This window comes from Brachymonas sp. KE5 (assembly GCF_057773645.1).
In genome coordinates, this window is record NZ_CM173463.1 from 1,747,933 (window position 1) to 1,767,418 (window position 19,486).

The 19,486-nt window shown below is 64.8% G+C and carries 20 protein-coding genes; 3 read left to right on the forward strand and 17 right to left on the reverse strand.

Annotation, left to right across the window (positions count from 1 at the left end; translation table 11 throughout):
* Positions 1-4: 4 nt before the first annotated feature.
* The 14 genes from lepA to ACX36O_RS08495 all read right to left on the reverse strand — a co-directional run bounded on the left by lepA (position 5) and on the right by ACX36O_RS08495 (position 13,817).
* Complete coding sequence (gene lepA / locus ACX36O_RS08430; RefSeq protein ID WP_213360989.1) at positions 5-1,813, reverse strand: translation elongation factor 4; 1,809 nt, start codon at positions 1,811-1,813, stop codon at positions 5-7.
* A 230-nt stretch (positions 1,814-2,043) separates the two neighbouring features.
* Entirely contained in the window at positions 2,044-3,552 is a 1,509-nt protein-coding gene (locus tag ACX36O_RS08435) for a DegQ family serine endoprotease (protein WP_213362695.1), read from the reverse strand.
* 229 nt (positions 3,553-3,781) lie between these two features.
* Entirely contained in the window at positions 3,782-4,909 is a 1,128-nt protein-coding gene (locus ACX36O_RS08440; RefSeq protein WP_488359657.1) for a MucB/RseB C-terminal domain-containing protein, read from the reverse strand.
* A 16-nt stretch (positions 4,910-4,925) separates the two neighbouring features.
* Positions 4,926-5,645: a sigma-E factor negative regulatory protein gene (locus tag ACX36O_RS08445; protein ID WP_213360993.1), complete on the reverse strand. Its 720-nt coding sequence runs from the start codon at positions 5,643-5,645 to the stop codon at positions 4,926-4,928.
* Positions 5,646-5,657: 12 nt separating this feature from the next.
* Positions 5,658-6,302: an RNA polymerase sigma factor RpoE gene (gene rpoE, locus ACX36O_RS08450; protein WP_250131015.1), complete on the reverse strand. Its 645-nt coding sequence runs from the start codon at positions 6,300-6,302 to the stop codon at positions 5,658-5,660.
* Positions 6,299-6,826, reverse strand: coding sequence for a hypothetical protein (locus ACX36O_RS08455; RefSeq protein ID WP_213360995.1), 528 nt, complete (start codon positions 6,824-6,826; stop codon positions 6,299-6,301). Before ACX36O_RS08455 ends, rpoE begins: the two co-directional genes overlap by 4 nt.
* A gap of 46 nt (positions 6,827-6,872) precedes the next feature.
* Positions 6,873-8,117 (reverse strand): beta-ketoacyl-ACP synthase II, encoded by a 1,245-nt coding sequence (gene fabF / locus ACX36O_RS08460; protein ID WP_213360997.1) that lies wholly within the window; start codon positions 8,115-8,117, stop codon positions 6,873-6,875.
* 266 nt (positions 8,118-8,383) lie between these two features.
* Complete coding sequence (gene acpP / locus ACX36O_RS08465) at positions 8,384-8,623, reverse strand: acyl carrier protein (protein ID WP_091814240.1); 240 nt, start codon at positions 8,621-8,623, stop codon at positions 8,384-8,386.
* Positions 8,624-8,741: 118 nt separating this feature from the next.
* Complete coding sequence (gene fabG, locus ACX36O_RS08470; protein ID WP_213360999.1) at positions 8,742-9,488, reverse strand: 3-oxoacyl-ACP reductase FabG; 747 nt, start codon at positions 9,486-9,488, stop codon at positions 8,742-8,744.
* 19 nt (positions 9,489-9,507) lie between these two features.
* On the reverse strand, positions 9,508-10,449 hold the full coding sequence (gene fabD, locus ACX36O_RS08475) for an ACP S-malonyltransferase (RefSeq protein WP_213361001.1): 942 nt from the start codon (positions 10,447-10,449) through the stop codon (positions 9,508-9,510).
* A 54-nt stretch (positions 10,450-10,503) separates the two neighbouring features.
* Positions 10,504-11,481 carry a beta-ketoacyl-ACP synthase III gene (locus ACX36O_RS08480; protein WP_213361003.1) on the reverse strand — a complete coding sequence of 326 codons (978 nt, stop codon included), beginning with the start codon at positions 11,479-11,481 and terminating at the stop codon, positions 10,504-10,506.
* A 129-nt stretch (positions 11,482-11,610) separates the two neighbouring features.
* On the reverse strand, positions 11,611-12,678 hold the full coding sequence (plsX, locus tag ACX36O_RS08485; protein WP_213361005.1) for a phosphate acyltransferase PlsX: 1,068 nt from the start codon (positions 12,676-12,678) through the stop codon (positions 11,611-11,613).
* Between the two features lie 95 nt (positions 12,679-12,773).
* Positions 12,774-12,956 (reverse strand): 50S ribosomal protein L32, encoded by a 183-nt coding sequence (rpmF, locus tag ACX36O_RS08490; RefSeq protein ID WP_213361006.1) that lies wholly within the window; start codon positions 12,954-12,956, stop codon positions 12,774-12,776.
* 255 nt (positions 12,957-13,211) lie between these two features.
* Positions 13,212-13,817 (reverse strand): YceD family protein, encoded by a 606-nt coding sequence (locus tag ACX36O_RS08495; RefSeq protein ID WP_250131016.1) that lies wholly within the window; start codon positions 13,815-13,817, stop codon positions 13,212-13,214.
* Here ACX36O_RS08495 and ACX36O_RS08500 point away from each other — a divergent pair.
* Both ACX36O_RS08500 and ACX36O_RS08505 read left to right on the forward strand, forming a co-directional pair.
* Positions 13,816-14,448: a Maf family nucleotide pyrophosphatase gene (locus tag ACX36O_RS08500; RefSeq protein ID WP_250131017.1), complete on the forward strand. Its 633-nt coding sequence runs from the start codon at positions 13,816-13,818 to the stop codon at positions 14,446-14,448. The genes ACX36O_RS08495 and ACX36O_RS08500 overlap by 2 nt on opposite strands.
* The gene (locus tag ACX36O_RS08505) at positions 14,445-15,227 is read left to right on the forward strand and encodes an SAM-dependent methyltransferase (RefSeq protein WP_213361009.1); all 783 of its coding nucleotides are present in this window, start codon (positions 14,445-14,447) and stop codon (positions 15,225-15,227) included. The genes ACX36O_RS08500 and ACX36O_RS08505 overlap by 4 nt, the downstream gene beginning before the upstream one ends.
* 143 nt (positions 15,228-15,370) lie before the next feature.
* Here ACX36O_RS08505 and ACX36O_RS08510 read toward each other — a convergent pair whose 3' ends face one another.
* Entirely contained in the window at positions 15,371-15,664 is a 294-nt protein-coding gene (locus tag ACX36O_RS08510) for an H-NS histone family protein (protein WP_213361010.1), read from the reverse strand.
* 88 nt (positions 15,665-15,752) lie between these two features.
* The gene (locus tag ACX36O_RS08515; RefSeq protein WP_213361011.1) at positions 15,753-17,069 is read right to left on the reverse strand and encodes a hemolysin family protein; all 1,317 of its coding nucleotides are present in this window, start codon (positions 17,067-17,069) and stop codon (positions 15,753-15,755) included.
* 26 nt (positions 17,070-17,095) lie between these two features.
* Here ACX36O_RS08515 and ACX36O_RS08520 point away from each other — a divergent pair, with 26 nt between their 5' ends.
* Positions 17,096-17,923, forward strand: coding sequence for a symmetrical bis(5'-nucleosyl)-tetraphosphatase (locus ACX36O_RS08520; protein ID WP_213361012.1), 828 nt, complete (start codon positions 17,096-17,098; stop codon positions 17,921-17,923).
* Positions 17,924-17,929: 6 nt separating this feature from the next.
* On the opposite strand, the gene ACX36O_RS08525 is transcribed toward ACX36O_RS08520, so the two are convergent.
* Positions 17,930-19,405, reverse strand: coding sequence for a DEAD/DEAH box helicase (locus ACX36O_RS08525; protein WP_213361013.1), 1,476 nt, complete (start codon positions 19,403-19,405; stop codon positions 17,930-17,932).
* Positions 19,406-19,486: the final 81 nt, after the last annotated feature.

Below are 19,486 nucleotides of genomic sequence, written 5' to 3' on the forward strand. Positions count from 1 at the left end.
GCGTTCAGTCTTCCACTTGCAAAATGGCCAGGAACGCTTCTTGCGGAACCTCGACCGAACCAATCTGTTTCATGCGCTTCTTGCCCGCCTTCTGCTTTTCGAGCAGCTTGCGCTTGCGCGTGATGTCTCCGCCGTAGCACTTGGCCAGCACGTTCTTGCGCAGCGCCTTGACGGTTTCGCGCGCGATGATGTTGGCGCCGATGGCGGCCTGGATCGCCACATCGAACTGCTGGCGGCTGATGATCTCGCGCATCTTGGCCACCACGGCGCGGCCGCGATACTGTGCCTGCGTGCGGTGCACGATGATGGACAGCGCATCGACCTTGTCGCCGTTGAGCAGGATGTCGACCTTGACCACATCGGATGCACGGTACTCCTTGAACTCGTAGTCCATGCTGGCATAACCACGTGACACGCTCTTGAGCTTGTCGAAGAAGTCGAGCACGATCTCGCCCAGCGGCAGCTCGTAGGTCAGCATGACCTGGCGGCCGTGGTACTGCATGTTCATCTGCACGCCGCGCTTCTGGTTGGCCAGCGTCATCACCGGGCCGACGTAATCCTGCGGCATGTACAGGTGCACCGTCACGATGGGTTCGCGCACTTCCTGGATGCGGCCGACATCGGGCATCTTGGAGGGGTTTTCCACCATGATGACCTCGCCGTCGCCCTTGACCACCTCGTACACCACGCTGGGCGCGGTGGTAATCAGGTCCATGTCGAATTCGCGCTCCAGACGCTCCTGCACGATCTCCATGTGCAGCAGGCCCAGGAAGCCGCAGCGGAAGCCGAAGCCCAGCGCCTGCGACACTTCGGGCTCGAAATGCAGCGAGGCATCGTTGAGTTGCAGTTTTTCCAGGCTGTCGCGCAGCGCGTCGTACTGGTTGGCCTCGGTCGGGTACAGGCCGGCAAACACCTGCGGCTGCACCTCCTTGAAGCCGGGCAGAGCCTTCTCGGCCGGGCCGAGGTTGTTGGGCAGCTTCTTCTCGAGCGTGATGGTGTCACCCACCTTGGCGGCCTTCAGCTCCTTGATGCCCGCAATGATGTAGCCCACCTCACCGGCATTCAGCACATCCCGCGGCTCGTTGGCCGGCGTGAACACGCCGATGTTGTTGGCATCATAGGCAGCGCCCGAAGCCATCATCTTGAAGCGCTCGCCCTTCTGCAGGCGGCCATCGACCACACGCACCAGCATCACCACGCCGACGTAGCTGTCGAACCAGCTGTCGATGATCATGGCACGCAGCGGTGCATCGGGGTTGCCGCGCGGTGCCGGCACCTTGGCGACGATCATCTCCAGGATCTCGTCGATGCCCATGCCGGATTTGGCTGAACAGGGAATGGCGTCGCTGGCGTCGATGCCGATCACGTCCTCGATCTCGGCCTTGGCGTTTTCGGGATCGGCCTGCGGCAGGTCCATCTTGTTGAGCACCGGCAGCACTTCCACGCCCAGGTCGAGCGCGGTGTAGCAGTTCGCCACGGTTTGCGCCTCCACGCCCTGGCTGGCATCGACCACCAGCAATGCACCCTCACAGGCGGACAGGGAACGGCTCACCTCGTAGGAAAAGTCGACGTGGCCGGGAGTGTCGATCAGGTTCAGGTTGTAGACCTTGCCATCCTGCGCCTTGTACTGCAGCGCGGCGGTCTGCGCCTTGATGGTGATGCCGCGCTCCTTCTCGATATCCATCGAGTCAAGCACCTGCTCGCTCATTTCGCGATCGGACAGGCCGCCGCAGCGCGAAATCAGGCGGTCGGCCAGCGTCGACTTGCCGTGGTCGATGTGCGCGATGATGGAAAAATTGCGGATGTGGTTCATGAACAGTGAATGGCAGGCCCAGGGGGCAGGATACGTCGGGGGAGCCACACCCCGGCCTGCACCGGTGCCTGTACGGGCGCCGGCGCGGGCAAAGCATTGAAGGGAAAACAGGGAAGGCTCCGGCCTGCGGCGCGACAGGGCCGGACATGCGCCTTCTTTTTGCAACCCGGTATTTTAGCCGGTTTGCCTGCCCGATGGGCAAACCCGCTGCGCTGGCGCATGCCGCCCCATCAGCGCGCTGCCGGCCGGATCATGGTGAACTGGGCAAATTCGCCGCGCTGGAACAGCAGGCTGGATGCGCGATTGGGTGGCAGCTTGCCCACGGCAGCGGCAAAGCTCGGCACATTGTCCACCTGCTGGTTGCCGATCGCCATGATGATGTCGCCCTGCTGCAGGCCGGCACGCTCGGCCGGGCTGCCCTGCTCCACCTCCTGCACCAGCACGCCGCCCTTGCCACGCAACTGCTGGCGCTGTTGCGCCGAAATCTCGGCCACGTTCAGGCCCAGCGACTTGATGGCCGCGGCGCCAGGCAGCTTCTCGCCGTTCTGACCCAGCAGGCTGCGCGGGGTGGCGTCATCCTCGGCCTTGGCGATGGTGATGCTCAAGTCCTTGCTACTGCCGTTGCGCAGCACGGTGATGGTGGCCGCGGTCCCCGGCTTGGTCTCGCCCACCAGGCGCGGCAGATCGGAGGTGCGTGCGATGGTGTTGCCGTTGAATCTGGTGATGATGTCGCCCGGCTGCACACCCGCCTTCTCGGCGGGCGAACCCGCTTCCACGCCACGCACCAGCGCGCCCGCTTCCTTGTCCAGGCCCATGGATTCGGCCACATCCTTGCCCACGGCGCCGATCTGCACGCCGATACGGCCGCGCGTCACGGTGCCGGTGGCGCGCAGCTGGTCGGCAATCCGCACCGCCTCGTCGATCGGGATCGAGAAGGAGATGCCCATGAAGCCGCCCGAGCGCGAGTAGATCTGGCTGTTGATGCCCACCACCTCGCCCTGCATGTTGATCAGCGGGCCGCCGGAGTTGCCGGGGTTGATCGCCACGTCGGTCTGGATGAAGGGCAGGTAGTCTCCGGTGTCGCGCTGCATGGCACTGACGATGCCGGCGGTGACGGTGTTTTCCAGGCCGAAGGGCGAACCGATGGCCATCACCCACTGGCCCACCTTGAGCGTGTCGACCTTGCCGATGCGCACGGCAGGCAGGTCCTTGCCGTCGATCTTGACCACCGCCACATCGGTGCGCACGTCCTTGCCCACAACCTTGGCGCGGAATTCGCGCTTGTCGGGCAGGGTCACGAGCAGGTCATCGGCACCATCCACCACATGGGCGTTGGTCATGATGTAGCCGTCTGCCGACAGGATGAAGCCCGAGCCCACGCCGGTGGGACGCTCCTCGCCCCCATCGGGCGCCGGAGTGCCGCGACGCGGATGGCCATCCGGCAGCGGCACGCCGAAGAACTTGCGCAGCAGCTCTTCCATCTGCTCTTCGGGGGTGCCGCCACCACCCAGACGCGAGGTACGCACCTTTTCCATGGTGCGGATGTTGACCACGGACGGTCCGACGCGCTCCACCAGCGGCGTGAAATCAGGCAGGCCGGTAACCAGCGGGGCCGCCGGTGTGGCGGACTGGTTGATGGCAATGGGTGGCGTGGCCAGCGGCTGCGAGGCACTGGCTGCCGGAGCCGCAGGTTTTCCGTCTGCCGCCGGCTTGCAACCTGCCACACCCGCAGCCAGCATCACGGCCACGGTGGCGGCTGCCGTCAGGCGCCAGGGGGCACGGCCGGCACGCGCTGCTGCAGGGGCTTCGGAATCAGGAGAACGGAAACGGAAGAACATGGCGGAAACCTCGGGTCGGATCAGGGACTGCTGCACGCAGAGCCGCATGCACGGCCATCTGTCGCATCGCAGCATATGGTGCCACGAGGGCACGCAATCAAGATGTAAGCACGTGCTGTGGCCCTCCGGCTCAGCGCGGGCTGCGCTGCAGGTTGTCCAGCAGCTGTTGCAATGCTGCGGGAGGCACTTCGCCCACCGCCGTGACCTGCTGCCCGGCGATGGCCTGGCTGCGGATGCTGGTGGCGCCCTTGCTGTGTACGGCCGGCGGCCCTGCTGCGGCGCCCTCCCACAGGAACAGCGAGATGCTGCTGAGTCCGTCGGACAGCACGCATTGCGTCACGGTCGCGGCGGTCTGATTGGAGGCGGCACCGCTGCGCGCTGCAGGATCGGCATCCACCACCGGCCCCAGGCCGCCAGCGCGACGCGCATAGCAATGCGTTACAAAATACCCGGGCAAGGGCTTGCGCAAGCTCCAGCCCTGCTGCTGCAGGCTGGTGGTGCGCAAGGCGGCCTGCTGCACGCGGTAGCCCGCGGTTTCCTTCATCATGCCTTCCAGCAGCGCATAGGACAGCGGCGCCTGAATCTGCAGGTCGGAAAATGCCACCTCCCGCAGCACCTCGGCCTGTTCAGGCTGGGCGCCGGCCGGCAGCATCTGCCATTTCAGCAGCAGGCCGGTCTTCTGGTCACTCCAGAAACGGTAGGCATAACGCAGTCCATCCACCGGAACGAAGGCCACCACGTCGGCCAGATGGTTGGCGACCCGCTCCTGACCCAGAGAGCTGGCGCGATAGTGACGCGCGGCTTCTGCCAGCTGGTTCTCCGCCAGTGGCATCATGCCCGGGAACAGCGTGGTCTGGCGCGGCATGTTGGTGCGGATGCGCACTTCCTTGCGATCGCGCAGGAAGATGTGCACCGCATTGTCGGTCCGGAAAATGCTGCGCGGCGTGCCCGACAGATTGTCGACGCGCTCGATCTGCCGGCCATCACGCACCGCATGCCAGACCCGTGCACTGCGCAGATTGCCGCGCTCGCCGGACAGCGCCAGCGTGCCGGCATAGGACTGCTGCCGCGCAGCCTGCTGCCAGCGCTGCAGCCACTGCTGCGCCGAGCGGCTTGCCACTGCCTGCTCATTGGCGGCCTGTGCCGGCTGAAACCCGGTTGCGGCCGGCAGGGTCCACACCAGCAGGCCCGCGCCCAACGCGGCAGCGCCCATCGCCACGCGCAGCAATCCACGACGTATCCGGCCTGTCAATTTCATCTCTCCATCCATGGGCTTAACGCACATCGAGCGAAGCCACGGTCAGTTCCGGCAACAGCGACTGGCCGCCGACCTGCGCATGAGCGGCCAGCATTTCCTCCAGTTGCGTCTCGGGCAGCGATCCTGCGTCCGCAACAACTGCCTGGACCGGCAGCTCCGCCTGTGCCAGCGGCTGCTCTGGCGCAGGTGTTTGCTGTGCCAGCAATGCCATGCTGCCGTTCTGGTGCTGCAGCGTCAGCACATTCCACCCCAGCAGGGCCACCGCCGCCACGGAGGCGAAACCGGCTGCCAGCTTCCAGCGCCAGATGCCGTCGTTGGCCGGCTCGCGGCCCGTATCGAAACGGTCGATGCGTTGCGGCACCGGGGCTTGTTGCACTGCGGGCGGCTGCACCGGTTCTGCCGGAGACACTTCCTGCGCCCCGGGCCTCTCGGCCAGCACCTCCTCGTTCATGCTGGCCACGCGTGTCTGCGCCAGCGCCTGCTGCAAGCCCGCCATCCATGCCGGCGTCTCCACCGGCAGGGCCGTCTGCACCAGTTCATCGGCATGCGACTGGCGCAGCATGTCGCCGGCCAGATGCCAGTGCTGCCAGGCCATGCGGCCCGCGCCATCGCTGTCCAACCAGTCCAGCAGTTGCGCTTCTTCCACCCCGTCGGGCAGGGTTTCGCCGTCCATCCAGGCGGACAGGGCCTGCGCCATTGCTGCAGGATCAGGGGTCTGTGTTGTCCTGGCTGTCATGTTCATTCCTCGTTACCAGCGCTTGCCGCTACGGTTCTCCAGCATGGGCCGCAGCTTGCCTGCCACCGCCTCGCGCGCCCGGAAGATGCGCGAACGCACCGTGCCGATCGGGCACTGCATCAGTTCGGCGATTTCTTCGTAGCTCATGCCGTCGATCTCGCGCAGGGTGATGGCCCGGCGCAACTCCTCGGGCAAGGCGTCGATCGCCTCGTTCACGGCGTGGGCGATTTCCTTGGCTGCGTAGATCGCCTCGGGGGTTTCCTGGGTAGTTGGTTCGTTCTGACGCAGAAAAGTTTCGTCGTCGTCTTCGCTGCTGCCACTCAACGCCGCATCGCTCAGCGTCGGATTGCGCTTCATGTCCAGCAGGGCCTTGCGCGCGGTGTTCATGGCGATGCGGTGCAGCCAGGTATAGAACTGCGCGTCCCCCCGGAACTGGTGCAGCGCGCGATAGGCACGGATGAAGGTTTCCTGCGTGATGTCGGGCACGGCATCCACGTCGCGCACCATGCGTGCCACCAGGCGCTCCACCCGCTTCTGGTACTTGAGCACCAGCAGTTCGAAGGCCTTCTGCTCCCCGGCGAGCGTGCGCTGCACCAGCTGCCAGTCGACCTGGCGGTCGGCCGGCATGGTGTCGGGGACGGCGGGCTTGTCGCTCATGCGGACAACTCCGGAGACGGCACCGATGCCCGTCCCTGCTGCTGTTGCTCCCAGACCAGGGCCTGACGCAGGCCCTGCCAGGCAGCGGGACTGGCCGAGCGCCGGGCCCATACCCAGCATGGGCGGCGGGGGGTGCCTGCTGCCACGGCCGTGGCTTCAACCGGCCGCAGGTGCAGCAGCACGGCGGACTGGAGATCGAGCGTGATGGTGCACTGCCAGCGCGGGGCGTCGTGCGGGGAAAAACCGTCTGCCACCTGGCGCAACTGCCAGTGCTCACCCGTCCACACCAGCCAGCCACGGGCCAGCGCGTGCCACCAGTATCGGCCGAGCACGGCGGCGAGGGCCAGCCAGAGCCAGGCCACGCCCCAAGTCACTTTCAGAAAGGGAGAATGGAAATCCTGCTGCCAGCGCCAGAGCAGCAGCATGCCGGCGCCGGCCAGCAAGGCCAGAAACAAGGCGGCCGCAGGAATCCGGTGTTCCGCAAGGGGAAACCGGACCGCCGGCGGCCGTCGGTGCTGGCTCATGAGTCAGCCTGTGCCGGCAATGCCGGCCAGCAAGCAGTGACGTGCATCAGACGCGCTTGAACACCAGCGTGCCGTTGGTGCCGCCAAAGCCGAAGTTGTTCTTCATGGCCACGTCGATCTTCATGTCGCGCGCGGTGTTGGCGCAGAAGTCCAGGTCGCAGTCCGGATCCTGCTCGAAGATGTTGATCGTCGGCGGAGCCTTCTGGTGATGCAGGGCCAGCACGGTGAACACGCTCTCGATGCCGCCGGCACCGCCCAGCAGGTGGCCGGTCATGCTCTTGGTGGAGCTGACCACCATGTTCTTGGCGTGATCGCCCAGCGCTGCCTTGATGGCGTTGCATTCGTTCACGTCACCCAGCGGCGTGGAGGTGCCGTGTGCATTGAGGTAGTCCACCGCATCGGCGTTGAGGCCGGCATTGGCCAGAGCGGCCACCATGGCCCGGCGCGGGCCATCCATGTTGGGGGCCGTCATGTGGCCGGCGTCGGCGCTCATGCCGAAACCTGCCACTTCAGCATAGATTCTGGCGCCGCGCGCCTTGGCGTGCTCGTACTCTTCCAGCACCATGATGCCGGCACCCTCGCCCAGGACGAAACCGTCGCGGTCCTTGTCCCAGGGACGGCTGGCGGTGGCCGGATCGTTGTTGCGGGTGGACAGTGCGCGCATGGCGGCAAAACCCCCGATGCCCAGCGGAGACACGGTGGACTCGGAGCCACCGGCAATTACCACGTCGGCGTCGCCGTATTCGATCAGGCGGGCGCCCTGGCCGATGGAATGCAGGCCGGTGGTACAGGCGGTGACGATGGCCAGGTTCGGGCCCTTGTAGCCGAAGCGCATGGACACATGGCCCGCCACCATGTTGGTGATGGAAGCCGGCACGAAGAACGGCGTGATGCGGCGCGCGCCACGTGCCATGTATTCGGCATGGGTGTTTTCGATCAGCGGCAGGCCGCCGATGCCGGAACCGATCACGCAACCGATGCGCTCGGCCACCTCGGGCGCCAGCGCCTCGCCGAACGGCAGGCCGGCGTCTTCCACCGCCTGCTGCGCGGCAGCCAGGCCGTAGTGGATGAAGGTATCCATGGTGCGGGCTTCCTTGGTGGAGACGTATTTCTCCAGCTCGAAACCCTTCACTTCGCCAGCGATCTGGCATGCCATGGCGGAGGCGTCGAAGCGGGTGATCTTGTCAATACCGGAACGGCCGGCGAGCAGGTTGGCCCACGCTTCGCTCACGGTATTGCCCACAGGGGACACACACCCCAGGCCAGTAACGACAACGCGACGACGGGTCATGGCAATTCTCAATCAGTAGACTGGCCGCACCCGGCTGCAGGGGCAACACGCGGCGTACGGACAGGAGCAGATAAACAGCAAACACGCGCACCCGAGCGACCGGCCTTGTTGCGAGGTCTGCTCAGATGCTGCATTTCAGGAAAAGGGAACAAGGGGCGCCGACTTGCATCGCGCACCCCATATGCCAATAGCCGGCAGAACCGGCTCGGCAGGATTCCGGCCTGCGGCCTTCCGAAAGAAAGGCCGCGGCACCGGACAACGCGCGCTCAGGCCTTCTGGTGAGCGTTGGCGTAGTCGATGGCGTTCTGCACCGTGGTGATCTTCTCGGCGTCTTCGTCCGGGATCTCGATGCCGAATTCGTCTTCCAGAGCCATCACCAGTTCGACGGTATCCAGGGAATCGGCGCCCAGGTCAGCCACGAATGCCTTTTCGTTGGTCACTTGCGCTTCTTCAACGCCCAGTTGCTCGGCGATGATTTTTTTGACGCGTGCTTCGATGTCGCTCATAGTTATCTCTATCTTGGTAGTGGAAAGGAAAGTTTGATTTTAGCCGTTTGCCGGTGGTTTTCGCAGACTGCTTGCATATCGATGCTGCATCCTGCCCCGCCGGCACGGCGCTATCTTATCAGGCCATGAACATGCCGCCGTTGACGTGCAGCTCCTGCCCCGTAATGTAACCTGCCTGCGGCGAGGCGAGGAAGGCGACCGCATGGGCGATGTCCTGCGGGCTGCCCAGATGACCCAGCGGAATCTGGCCCAGCAGCGCCTTCTGCTGCTCTTCGCCCAGTTCGGCCGTCATGTCGGTGGCGATGAAACCCGGTGCCACGCAGTTGACCGTGATGTTGCGGCTGCCCAGTTCGCGCGCCAGGGCACGCGTCATGCCGGCCACGCCGGCCTTGGCGGCCGCATAGTTGGCCTGGCCGGGGTTGCCGGCAGCGCCCACCACACTGGTGATGCTGATGATGCGGCCGTAGCGCTGCTTCATCATCGGCTTGATGGCGGCGCGGCTGACGCGGAACACGGCCTTGAGGTTGGTGTCCAGCACGGCATCCCAGTCCTCGTCCTTGAGGCGCATGGCAAGCATGTCGCGCGTGATGCCGGCGTTGTTGACCACCACGTGCAGACCGCCCTGTTCCTTGATGATCCCGTCCATCAGTGCTTCGACAGCCGGCAGGTCATTGACGTTGACGCAGGCGCCCTTGCAGCCTTCCCAGGCAGACAGGGCCTGGCTGATCTTCTCTGCGCCGGCTTCGCTGGTGGCGGTGCCGATCACGCGGAAGCCGTTTTCGGCCAGTTGCCGGGCAATCGCGGCACCAATGCCGCGGGAAGCGCCGGTGACCAGGGCCACCTGCGGAGTCGTGTTTGTCGTCATCGTTTGTCCTTGATCAGGTTCAGGCCAGTTGGGCCTTGGCATCGGCCAGGCTGGCCGGGTCGAAAACGGCAGCGCTGACCAGCGCGGGATCGATGCGCTTGTTCATGCCGGACAGCACCTTGCCCGGGCCGCACTCTACCACGTGCGTGATGCCGCGGGCCGCAATTGCCTGCACGCATTCCACCCAGCGCACCGGGCCGAAGGCCTGGCGGTACAGGGCATCACGGATGCGCTCGGGATCGGTCTCGACCGCCACATCGATGTTGTTGACCACCGGGATCTGCGGTGCAGACAGATGGGTTTCGGCCAGCTTGTGCTTGAGCTTTTCGGCCGCCGGCTTCATCAGGCTGGAGTGGAACGGCGCCGACACGGGCAGCGGCAGCGCGCGCTTGGCGCCCAAGGCCTTCAGCACTTCGCAGGCCTTCTCGACGCCAGCCTTGCTACCGGCGATCACGGTCTGTGCGGTGTCGTTGAAGTTGACGGCTTCGGCCACTTCACCCGGCATGTCGTTCATCGCGGCCGCGCAGCCTTCGATCACCTTGTCGGCCGGCAGGCCCAGGATGGCCGCCATGGCGCCGGTACCCACCGGCACCGCTTCCTGCATGGCCTGGGCACGGAAACGCACCAGCGGTGCCGCCTGCGCCAAGGTCAGCACGCCGGATGCCACCAGGGCGGAATACTCACCCAGCGAGTGGCCGGCCACCACGGCAGGCTCGGCGCCACCTTCGGCCAGCCAGGCGCGGTAGGCGGCCACACCAGCCACCAGCATCACGGGCTGGGTGTTGGTGGTGAGGGCCAGCGCCTCTTTCGGGCCTTCGTGGATCAGCCTGGCGACGTCCTCGCCGAGGGCATCGGACGCTTCCTGCAGGGTTTGCTGGACAACGGGATGGTCGCCCCAGGCATCAAGCATGCCGACAGACTGGGAGCCCTGACCGGGAAACACGAAGGCGAATTGGGTCATGATGGTAGAGAAAAAGAGTAATCAGGAAATGCGGAGCCGGCTAGCGCCCGCCTGTCAGTACTGCAGCAGCACCGAACCCCAGGTGAAGCCGCCGCCGACGCCCTCCAGCAGCAGCTTCTGGCCGCGCTGGATCTGGCCGTCACGCACGCCCGCGTCGAGCGCAAGCGGGATGGAGGCAGCCGAAGTGTTGCCGTGCTCGTGCACGGTCTGGATGACCTTCTCGGGCGACAGGCGCAGCTTGCGCGCCGTGCTCAGCATGATGCGGATGTTGGCCTGGTGCGGCACCAGCCAGTCGATGTCTTCCTTCTGCAGGCCGGCTTTTTCCAGCGCAGCGGCGGCGGTTTTTTCGAGCAGGCCCACGGCGAGCTTGAACACGGCCTGGCCGTCCATCTGCAGCAGCGGGTTGCCGCTGATCTCGCCCCCACTGACATGGCCGGGCACGTGCAGGATTTCGCGGTGGCTGCCGTCGGCATGCAAATCGCACGCCAGAATGCCGGGTTCGTCGCTGGCTTCCAGCACCACGGCGCCGGCGCCATCGCCGAACAGCACGCAGGTGGTGCGGTCATTGAAATCGAGGATGCGGGAGAAGATCTCGGAGCCGATCACCAGCGCCTTGCGCGCGGCGCCGCTGCGGATCATGCTGTCGGCCACCGTCAGCGCATAGATGAAGCCGGTGCACACGGCCTGCACGTCGAACGCCGGGCAGCCTGCGATGCCGAGCTTGTGCTGCACGATGCTGGCCGTGGAGGGAAACACCATGTCAGGTGTGGAGGTGGCCACGATGATCAGGTCGATCTCGCTGGCCGCGCAAGCTGCGGATTCGAGCGCCTGACGTGCGGCATGCACGGCCAGATCGCTGCTGAACACCCCCTCGTCGGCGAAGTGGCGCGCCTGGATGCCGGTGCGCTCGACGATCCATTGGTCGGAGGTTTCCACGCCCCGCTGCGCCAGTTGCTCGACCAGTTGCTGGTTGGTAACACGGCGCGGCGGCAGGTAGCTGCCGGTTCCGGTGATGCGGGAATACTGGGGCATGGACGGACTCTTCTTGGGGTGACCGGGCAGCGCCGGGCGGCGTCATGCCCCTGTCACAGGTTTAGTGTTAGCCATATATTTTAACCGCTATGCTCCATGGCCGCGCAGCTGGGGGCCATGAAGGCAGTATCAGGCAGCAGGCGCGGGAGCCGGCATCACGCAGGCCTGGATGCGCTGCTCGACACGGGCCAGCAGCTGGTGGCGTGCTGCCTCGTAGGCGCTTTCGAGCGCGTAGCCGAAGGCCAGCGCATCGGCAGAGCCGTGACTCTTGAACACCAGGCCGCGCAGGCCCAGCAGCGCGGCGCCGTTGTAGCGGCGGTGATCCAGGCGCTTCTTGAGCGCGGACAGCACCGGGTAGGACAGCACGGCCGCCACCTTGGAGAACACGCCGCGCGAGAACTCTTCCTTGAGGAAAGATGCGATCATGGACGCCAGGCCTTCACTGGCCTTGAGCGCCACGTTGCCGACGAAGCCATCACACACCACGATATCCGTGGTGCCCTTGAAGATGTCGTTGCCTTCGACGTTACCGTAGAAGTTGATTTCCCCACGCCCGCCTGCCGCCGACAGCAACTCGGCGGCTTTCTTGATAGTTTCGCTGCCCTTGATGGCCTCTTCGCCGATATTGAGCAGACCCACCGACGGACGCGGATCGTTCTTGAGCACGGACACCAGAGCCGAACCCATGATGGCAAACTGCAGCAGGTGCTCGGGCGTGCAATCCACATTGGCGCCCAGATCGAGCACGGTGGTGGCCGCACCCTTGGCGTTGGGCATTTGCGTGGCGATGGCGGGACGGTCGATGCCTTCGATGGTCTTGAGCACATAGCGCGCAATCGCCATCAGGGCACCGGTGTTGCCGGCCGACACGGCCGCCTGCGCCTGGCCTTCCTTGACCTGGGCGATGGCGACACGCATGGATGAATCCTTCTTCTTGCGCAGCGCGACTTCCACCGGATCCTCCATGGAGACGACTTCGGAGGCGGGCACGATACGCACACGCTCGGCGGCCATGCCTGCCGACTCCTTGAGGCGGGCCCAGCCGGCGCTGACCGCCTCGGGCTGGCCGACCAGCAGCAGGTTGACATCGGCATGCCGTTGCAGAAAACGGGCACAGGCCGGCAGCGTGGTGCTCAGGCCATGGTCGCCCCCCATGCAATCCACCGCCAGCGTCACTGGCGCAGAAGGTTCGCTCATTGAATGCGTCCTGGTATTGACGGATCAGGGAATGCCAGCCAAAACAAAAAGCCCGAGGCTACGAGAGCGTCGGGCCCGACTGGCAGCACGGGTGATCAGGCTTCAGACTTGTTCTTCAGCACCTGACGGCCACGGTAGAAACCGTTGGGGCTGATGTGGTGACGCAGGTGCTGCTCACCAGTGGTGGGCTCGACGACCACGTTCGGGGCAGTCAGTGCGTTGTGCGAACGGTGCATGCCGCGCTTGGAAGGAGATTTCTTGTTTTGCTGAACGGCCATGATCCGCTCCTCTAAAAAAGTTGATGGGTTCCGGGGCTTTGCCTGCAGCCACAGGACCCGGAAAATACCTTCCGGCTCCCCGTCATGCCCGTGGGCCTGGGGACTGTGCCGCCTGCTGATGATTGCCGCAAAGGCCAAATGCCTAAGCAGTAAAGCATGGAATTATAACCAGTTTTCATCCACGCTTGCAAGGAAGATGCGGCAAAAAATCCACCACATTGCCTGTCGCGTGGCGCGAACCCCCATTATGCGGTCTTATTCGCCGTTCTGCTTCTTGAGAGCCTTGAGGGCGGCGAAGGGGTTGGGCTTTTCCTCTTCCCCGGCGTCGAAATCGGGCGTCTGCACCTGCATCGTGGGTGCACTCGGGCAAACCTCGTGGCGCGGCGCCACGGGCAGATCCATCAGCAGTTCGTCCTCGATCAGCGCCTGCAGGTCGAAATCCTTGCGCCAGACCAGCACGTCATCTTCCAGCTCCTCGTCCAGTTGCTCGGCCGTGGCCTCGTCACGTACGAAGCGGAACGCGCGCTCGAACTGCAGCGGCTGCTGCATCGGTTCCAGGCAGCGCTGGCACTGCATGGCGAGGCGGGTTTCGGCCTGCAGGTCGAGCCAGATTTCGGGCGCACCGCCAGTCACCGCCTCGCTGCGGCCCTGCGCCTGCCAGCGTACCGTCGCGGCGCTGGCGTCGCCAAGGTCCTCTCGCGACAGGCGCGCGTAGTGCGACAATGGATCCTCGCCAGACAGGCTCGCGCCTGCCTCGGCAAAAGCCACGATGTCCAGGTGACGTGCATTGAAAGGCTGCGCCGCGCGCTTGCCGCCAGATTTGATGTCGTTTGCCATACCCCCGAGTGTAAGAGAATCCATGTCTTTCTCCTCCCCCGCTGCCGCCCCGCGCCAGCTCATTCTCGCTTCCACCTCCCCCTACCGCCGCGAACTGCTGCAGCGCCTGCGCCTGCCGTTCGATGTGGTGGCGCCCGAGACCGACGAGACACCGCATGTCGACGAACATCCGCGCAGCGTGGCACGACGCCTGGCGCTGGCCAAGGCCCAGGCAGTGGCCACACAGCATCCCGAAGCCGTGGTCATCGGCTCGGACCAGGTGGCCGATCTGCATGGCCGCCCGCTGGGCAAGCCGGTCACGCACGAACGCGCCGTGGCCCAGCTGCGCATGATGCGCGGCCAGACCGTGGTATTCCATACCGCGGTGGCGGTGGTGTGCCAGGCCAGCGGTTTCGAGTCGGTGGATGTGGCGCAGGTCAGCGTCACCTTCCGCGACAGCGACACCGGCATGAGCGATGCCGATATCGAGGCCTATCTGCTGGCCGAGAAGCCCTATGACTGTGCCGGCAGCGCCAAGAGCGAGGCGCTGGGCATCGCCCTGCTGGCACGCCTGCAGAGCGATGACCCGACCGCGCTGGTGGGTCTGCCGCTGATCAGGACAGTCAGCCTGCTGCGCGCTGCGGGGGTGCCGATCCTGGCGGGAGCGGCAGCATGAGCGGCACGCTCTATCTGGTGCCGGCACCGCTGGATTTCGGCTGCGAACCGCCGCTGCCGCCCGTCACCGATGTGCTGCCCCAGGCCACGCTCGAACAGATGGCGCGGCTGCGCTACTGGATCACCGAGAACGCCAAGACCACGCGCGCACTGCTCAAGCGGGTGAATGCCGTGGTACCGCTGGCCGCGCCGCTGCAGGAGTTGCAGATCGCCACCCTGCCGCGCGAAGTGCACAAGAAAGGCGACCACGTACCGGCACAGCAGGCCGGCGCGGAACAGGCCAAGGCAGTACGGGCCCTGCTGCAACCGGCGCTGGACGGTCACGATCTGGCTCTGGCCAGCGAAGCGGGGATTCCGGCCGTGGCCGACCCGGGCTCTTCCGTGGTGCGCGCGGCCCATGCTGCCGGCATCCGCGTGGTGCCGCTGGTGGGACCCAGCTCGCTGCTGCTGGCTCTGGCTGCCAGCGGCCTGAATGGGCAGAGTTTCGCCTTTTTCGGCTATTTGCCGCAGGAGCTGCCGGAAAGGGCAAAACGCCTGCAGACGCTTGAATCTCTGGCCATGCGCAGCGGCCAGACACAGATATGGATTGAAACCCCCTATCGCAATCAGGCGGTATTTGATCACGCTTTGCAGTGCCTGAAACCAGAAACCCGTCTGTGCATTGCCCATGGCCTGACATTGCCGCAGATGCAGATTCGCCAAGCCAGCGTGGCGCAATGGCGCAAGAATCCCCTGCAGCTGCCTCCGAGGTTGCCGGCGGTATTCGCGCTGGGCCTCTGATTAATACGCGCGTAGCAACCCGGGCACCTGATCACGCTGAAGGGAATATCCCGCTGCGAAAAGCCGGGACAATAAAAAAGCACCTGCTGGCAGGTGCTTTTTTGTATGCACGACAAGGGTTTTTACCCTGGCGTGAGTCGGATTTACTTGATCAGGAAATCCTCGCGGTTCTTATCCTGAATCCAGCGCGGCGGCTTGCCGCGGCCAGTCCAGGTTTCACCGGTTTCGTTGTTGCGGTATTTCGGGGCGACCTTGCTGCCGGTGGAGGCGGCACGTGCGCCACGACGGGCGCCGAACAGATCCTGCTCGGTCAACTCGTATTCAGCGATCAGGCGGCGGCAGGTAGCCACAGCCTCGGCCGTTTGTTCCTGGCGAGCCTGGCGGATGCGGGCTTCGAGTTCTTCACGCTGTTTCAGCAGTTCTTGCAGGGAATTCATCGGCACTCCTGTTCGTGTTGGTTTGAATATGCAATAACGGCATTATAGGACTGAAAATGCACTGAGGAATAATAACCGCAATCCCTGCTTAAGCCAATGCTGCCGGCGATTTGCGTGCAATCACCTTGTCGATGCGTTTGCCGTCGAGATCCACCACCTCGAAGTCCCAGCCGGTACAGAAGATGCGGTCGGTTTCCTCGGGCAATGCACCGGTAACGTACATCAACAGTCCGGCCAGGGTGTTGTAATGGTCTTTATCCTCGTCAGGCAGTTCGTCGATTTCAAGGCGGGCCTTGAGTTCGGCAACGGGAATCATGCCGTCGAGCAGCCAGGCGCCATCGTCCATGACTTGCGCCCAGGCTTCTTCGTGGGCATCCACTTTCAATTCGCCGGTAATGGCTTCAAGCAGGTCGCGCGGCGTCATGATGCCCTGGATTTCGCCATATTCATCCACCACAAATACCATGCGGCCAACATGGGTACGGAACTGTTCGAGCAATTCCATGCCGCTCAGGGTTTCCGGCACGAAAGTCGCCGGCATGGCGATCGATTCCAGCGTCTGGCTGGCATCGTCATTCTCGGCCAACATAATGCGGCCCACGTTCACCACGCCAATCACGTTATCCAGCGTTTCTCGGCAGACCGGATACCAGGAGTGGATATGGTGCTCGGCCGCCTGCTCCATGGAGCCGCGCAGCATCTGCAGGGCCTGGGACACGGTGGTCTGGGATTCGAACCAGTCGATCTCGTTGCGCGGCACCATGATGGAAGACAGCACGCGGTCATCCAGCAGGAACACGTTCTGCACCATCTGGTGCTCCTGCTCCTCGATCAGTCCGGCGTCCACGCCCTCCTCCAGGCTGGCGGCGATTTCTTCCTCGGTTACCTTGCGCGAGCCGCTGGTATCGATCGGCAGCATTTTCAGCACAGCGGTGGTGGAGGCCGACAGCAGCAGCACGAAGGGCTTGGTCAGGCGCGCCAGGCGGGCCATGGGGCGGGAAATCCAGCGCGCCACCAGTTCGGGATAGAGCTGGCCGATGCGCTTGGGCACCAGTTCGCCAAAGATGATGGTGGTGAAGGTGATGATGGTCACCACGATGGCCGTCGCCGTGATGCCTGCCGGGCCCTCCGGCATACCCATGTTCTGCAGCGCGCTGGCCACGATGGGACTGAATGCGGATTCCCCCACGATGCCGTTGAGCACGCCGATGGAGGTGATGCCGATCTGCACCGTGGAGAGGAAATGCGTGGGATTGTCGATCAGCCCCAGCGCGGCGGTGGCGCCGTGATCGCCCGAGGCGCTCATGGCGTCCAGTCTGGCCTTGCGGCTGGAGGCAATGGCCATTTCCGACATGGCGAACACCCCGTTGAGCAGGGTCAGGAAAATGATGAGTAAAAGGTCCATGGAGTCAAGGGATAATGCAGCGCATTATGGCAATGTACTGCATCGGGGATATTCAGGGCTGTGACGCCGCACTGGGAGATTTGCTGGACAAGCTGGCTTTCTCGCCCAGCCGGGACACGCTGTACGTACTGGGCGATCTCGTGAACCGCGGGCCCGAATCGGCCAGTGTACTGCGGCGCCTAATGGCAATGGATGGCAGCGCCTTCTGCCTGCTGGGCAATCATGATATCCATCTGCTGGCGGTGTCGCAGGGCATCCGGCAGATGGGACGCCGGGATACGCTGACCGAACTGCTGACTGCCTCCGACGCGTCTCTGTTGCTGGACTGGCTGCGCCGGCAGCCGCTGGCGCTGTATGCCAACCGCTGTCTGATGGTACATGCGGGTGTGCAGCCACAATGGGATGTGGCGCAGACGCTGGAATGCGCGGCGGAGGTGGCCGAACACCTGCGCAGCCGCCAGTGGACGGGTTTCCTGTCCGAGGCCTTTGGCAACCAGCCGGCACTGTGGCGCGAGAGCCTGCACGGCATGGCGCGTTGGCGCCTGATCATCAACACGCTGACGCGCATCCGTTTCCTGCATGTGGACGGGAGCTTGGATTTTTCGCACAAGCGCAGCATCGAGGAGGCGCCGGATGATCTGGTGCCCTGGTTTGCGCATCCCTTGCGCCGCACCGCCGATACGCTGGTGGCATTCGGGCACTGGTCGGCCCTGGGCCTGATCAAGCGGAACAACCTGCTCGCGCTGGACACGGGCTGCGTCTGGGGCGAAGAACTGACAGCCGTGGAGATCACGCCGGAAGGCACGCCGGGCGAGGTAATCCAGGTTACCAGCGCCACCAGCGCCGAATACTGAGCAGATTCAGTTGCCCGCCGTGCTGCCGTTGTTTTCGGAGGCTGCCGGACGGAACAGCGCGGCCACGGTGCGCTTGGGACGGATATTGGCGCTGAGGCCCGGGCGCGTGGCAACGCGGCGCGGCGCCTGCTCCCAGGACGGGGCTTCGTCGCGCTGCTGCGCCTCGTAGGGCTTGTCGAAGAAGGGATCGGCCATGCGCGGGGCACGACGATAACGGTCGCCCGTCGGTTCGCGCGAGCTGCCGGCATCGCCACGGTCGCGCTCGTGGCGCACACGGTTGCCCTCCTCGCGGCGCGGCGGCGGACGGCGGTCCGGACGGCCGCCACGGCTGTCGAGCGCGATGCTTTCGGGCTTGATGGTCTGGCGCGTGAGCTTCTCGATCTCGCCCACCAGCTTGCCGTCGCCATTGCCGACCAGGCTGATGGCCAGGCCATCGGCGCCGGCACGACCGGTGCGGCCGATGCGGTGCACGTAGTCTTCGGCGTTGAAGGGGATGTCGTAGTTGAAAACCGCGGGCACGTCCTTGATGTCGAGGCCGCGGGCCGCAACGTCGGTGCAGATCAGGAAATCGACCTCGCCGGCCTTGAAGGCGTCGAGCGACTTCAGGCGCTCGTCCTGGCTCTTGTCGCCATGCAGCGCAGCCGTCTTGAGGCCTTCGCGCTCCAGGTGACGCGCCAGGCGGGCGCAGCCGAGCTTGCTGTTGGTGAACACGAAGGCCTGGCGCAGCTGGTTCTCGCGGATCAGTTGCTGCAGCGCGGCGCGCTTGTCGTCGTCGTCCACGCGCACGAAGCGCTGCGTGACGGTAGCCGCCGTGGCGTTGGAACGCGCCACCTCGATGGTGACAGGGTTCTGCAGATAGCTGCCGGCCAGGCGCTTGATCTCGGGCGAGAAGGTGGCCGAAAACAGCAGCGTGGTGCGCTGCTTGGGCAGGTAGGCCAGGATGCGTTCCAGATCGGGGAGGAAGCCGATGTCGAGCATGCGGTCAGCTTCGTCCAGCACCACGTACTCGACCTGGTTGAGCACGCAGTTGCGTGCTTCGATGTGGTCCAGCAGGCGGCCGGGGGTGGCCACCAGCACTTCGACGCCGGCCTTGAGTTGGGCCGTCTGCGGCTTCATGTCGATGCCGCCAAACACTACGGCGCTGCGCAGCTGGGTGTACTTGGCATATTGCTTGATCTGCTGTGCGACCTGGTCTGCCAGTTCACGCGTGGGCAGCAACACCAGCGCACGCACCGGGTGGCGCGCGGGAGACACGGAGGTAGTCTGGTGCTTGAGCAGGCGCTGCAGCAGAGGCAGGGAGAACGCCGCCGTCTTACCCGTACCCGTCTGCGCCGCGCCCATCACGTCCTGTCCGGCAAGGACAACGGGAATGGACTGGGCCTGGATCGGGGTCGTGTTCACATAGCCCATTTCGGCGACGGCGCGTTGCAGCGGCTCGGCCAAAGGTAGTTGGGCATAGGTTACGTTGGCTGTTTCTGTCATGCAGCAGAAGTCTCTTTACTGAGCGAGGGCAAATGCCCAAAAGCCAAGGCAGCAGAGCCACCTTGGCGGAAAAACACATTA

What these genes read in the sequence shown, in the direction of transcription:
- ACX36O_RS08480 (WP_213361003.1), bottom strand. Translation starts at nt 11,481, where the DNA reads ATGCCCCAGTATTCCCGCATCACCGGAACCGGCAGCTACCTGCCGCCG.
- acpP (WP_091814240.1), bottom strand. Translation starts at nt 8,623, where the DNA reads ATGAGCGACATCGAAGCACGCGTCAAAAAAATCATCGCCGAGCAACTG.
- ACX36O_RS08520 (WP_213361012.1), top strand. Translation starts at nt 17,096, where the DNA reads ATGGCAATGTACTGCATCGGGGATATTCAGGGCTGTGACGCCGCACTG.
- ACX36O_RS08500 (WP_250131017.1), top strand. Translation starts at nt 13,816, where the DNA reads ATGTCTTTCTCCTCCCCCGCTGCCGCCCCGCGCCAGCTCATTCTCGCT.
- ACX36O_RS08495 (WP_250131016.1), bottom strand. Translation starts at nt 13,817, where the DNA reads ATGGATTCTCTTACACTCGGGGGTATGGCAAACGACATCAAATCTGGC.
- fabD (WP_213361001.1), bottom strand. Translation starts at nt 10,449, where the DNA reads ATGACCCAATTCGCCTTCGTGTTTCCCGGTCAGGGCTCCCAGTCTGTC.
- rpmF (WP_213361006.1), bottom strand. Translation starts at nt 12,956, where the DNA reads ATGGCCGTTCAGCAAAACAAGAAATCTCCTTCCAAGCGCGGCATGCAC.
- ACX36O_RS08510 (WP_213361010.1), bottom strand. Translation starts at nt 15,664, where the DNA reads ATGAATTCCCTGCAAGAACTGCTGAAACAGCGTGAAGAACTCGAAGCC.
- ACX36O_RS08515 (WP_213361011.1), bottom strand. Translation starts at nt 17,069, where the DNA reads ATGGACCTTTTACTCATCATTTTCCTGACCCTGCTCAACGGGGTGTTC.
- lepA (WP_213360989.1), bottom strand. Translation starts at nt 1,813, where the DNA reads ATGAACCACATCCGCAATTTTTCCATCATCGCGCACATCGACCACGGC.
- fabF (WP_213360997.1), bottom strand. Translation starts at nt 8,117, where the DNA reads ATGACCCGTCGTCGCGTTGTCGTTACTGGCCTGGGGTGTGTGTCCCCT.
- ACX36O_RS08505 (WP_213361009.1), top strand. Translation starts at nt 14,445, where the DNA reads ATGAGCGGCACGCTCTATCTGGTGCCGGCACCGCTGGATTTCGGCTGC.
- ACX36O_RS08525 (WP_213361013.1), bottom strand. Translation starts at nt 19,405, where the DNA reads ATGACAGAAACAGCCAACGTAACCTATGCCCAACTACCTTTGGCCGAG.
- ACX36O_RS08445 (WP_213360993.1), bottom strand. Translation starts at nt 5,645, where the DNA reads ATGACAGCCAGGACAACACAGACCCCTGATCCTGCAGCAATGGCGCAG.
- ACX36O_RS08440 (WP_488359657.1), bottom strand. Translation starts at nt 4,909, where the DNA reads ATGAAATTGACAGGCCGGATACGTCGTGGATTGCTGCGCGTGGCGATG.
- ACX36O_RS08435 (WP_213362695.1), bottom strand. Translation starts at nt 3,552, where the DNA reads ATGCTGGCTGCGGGTGTGGCAGGTTGCAAGCCGGCGGCAGACGGAAAA.
- rpoE (WP_250131015.1), bottom strand. Translation starts at nt 6,302, where the DNA reads ATGAGCGACAAGCCCGCCGTCCCCGACACCATGCCGGCCGACCGCCAG.
- ACX36O_RS08455 (WP_213360995.1), bottom strand. Translation starts at nt 6,826, where the DNA reads ATGAGCCAGCACCGACGGCCGCCGGCGGTCCGGTTTCCCCTTGCGGAA.
- plsX (WP_213361005.1), bottom strand. Translation starts at nt 12,678, where the DNA reads ATGAGCGAACCTTCTGCGCCAGTGACGCTGGCGGTGGATTGCATGGGG.
- fabG (WP_213360999.1), bottom strand. Translation starts at nt 9,488, where the DNA reads ATGACGACAAACACGACTCCGCAGGTGGCCCTGGTCACCGGCGCTTCC.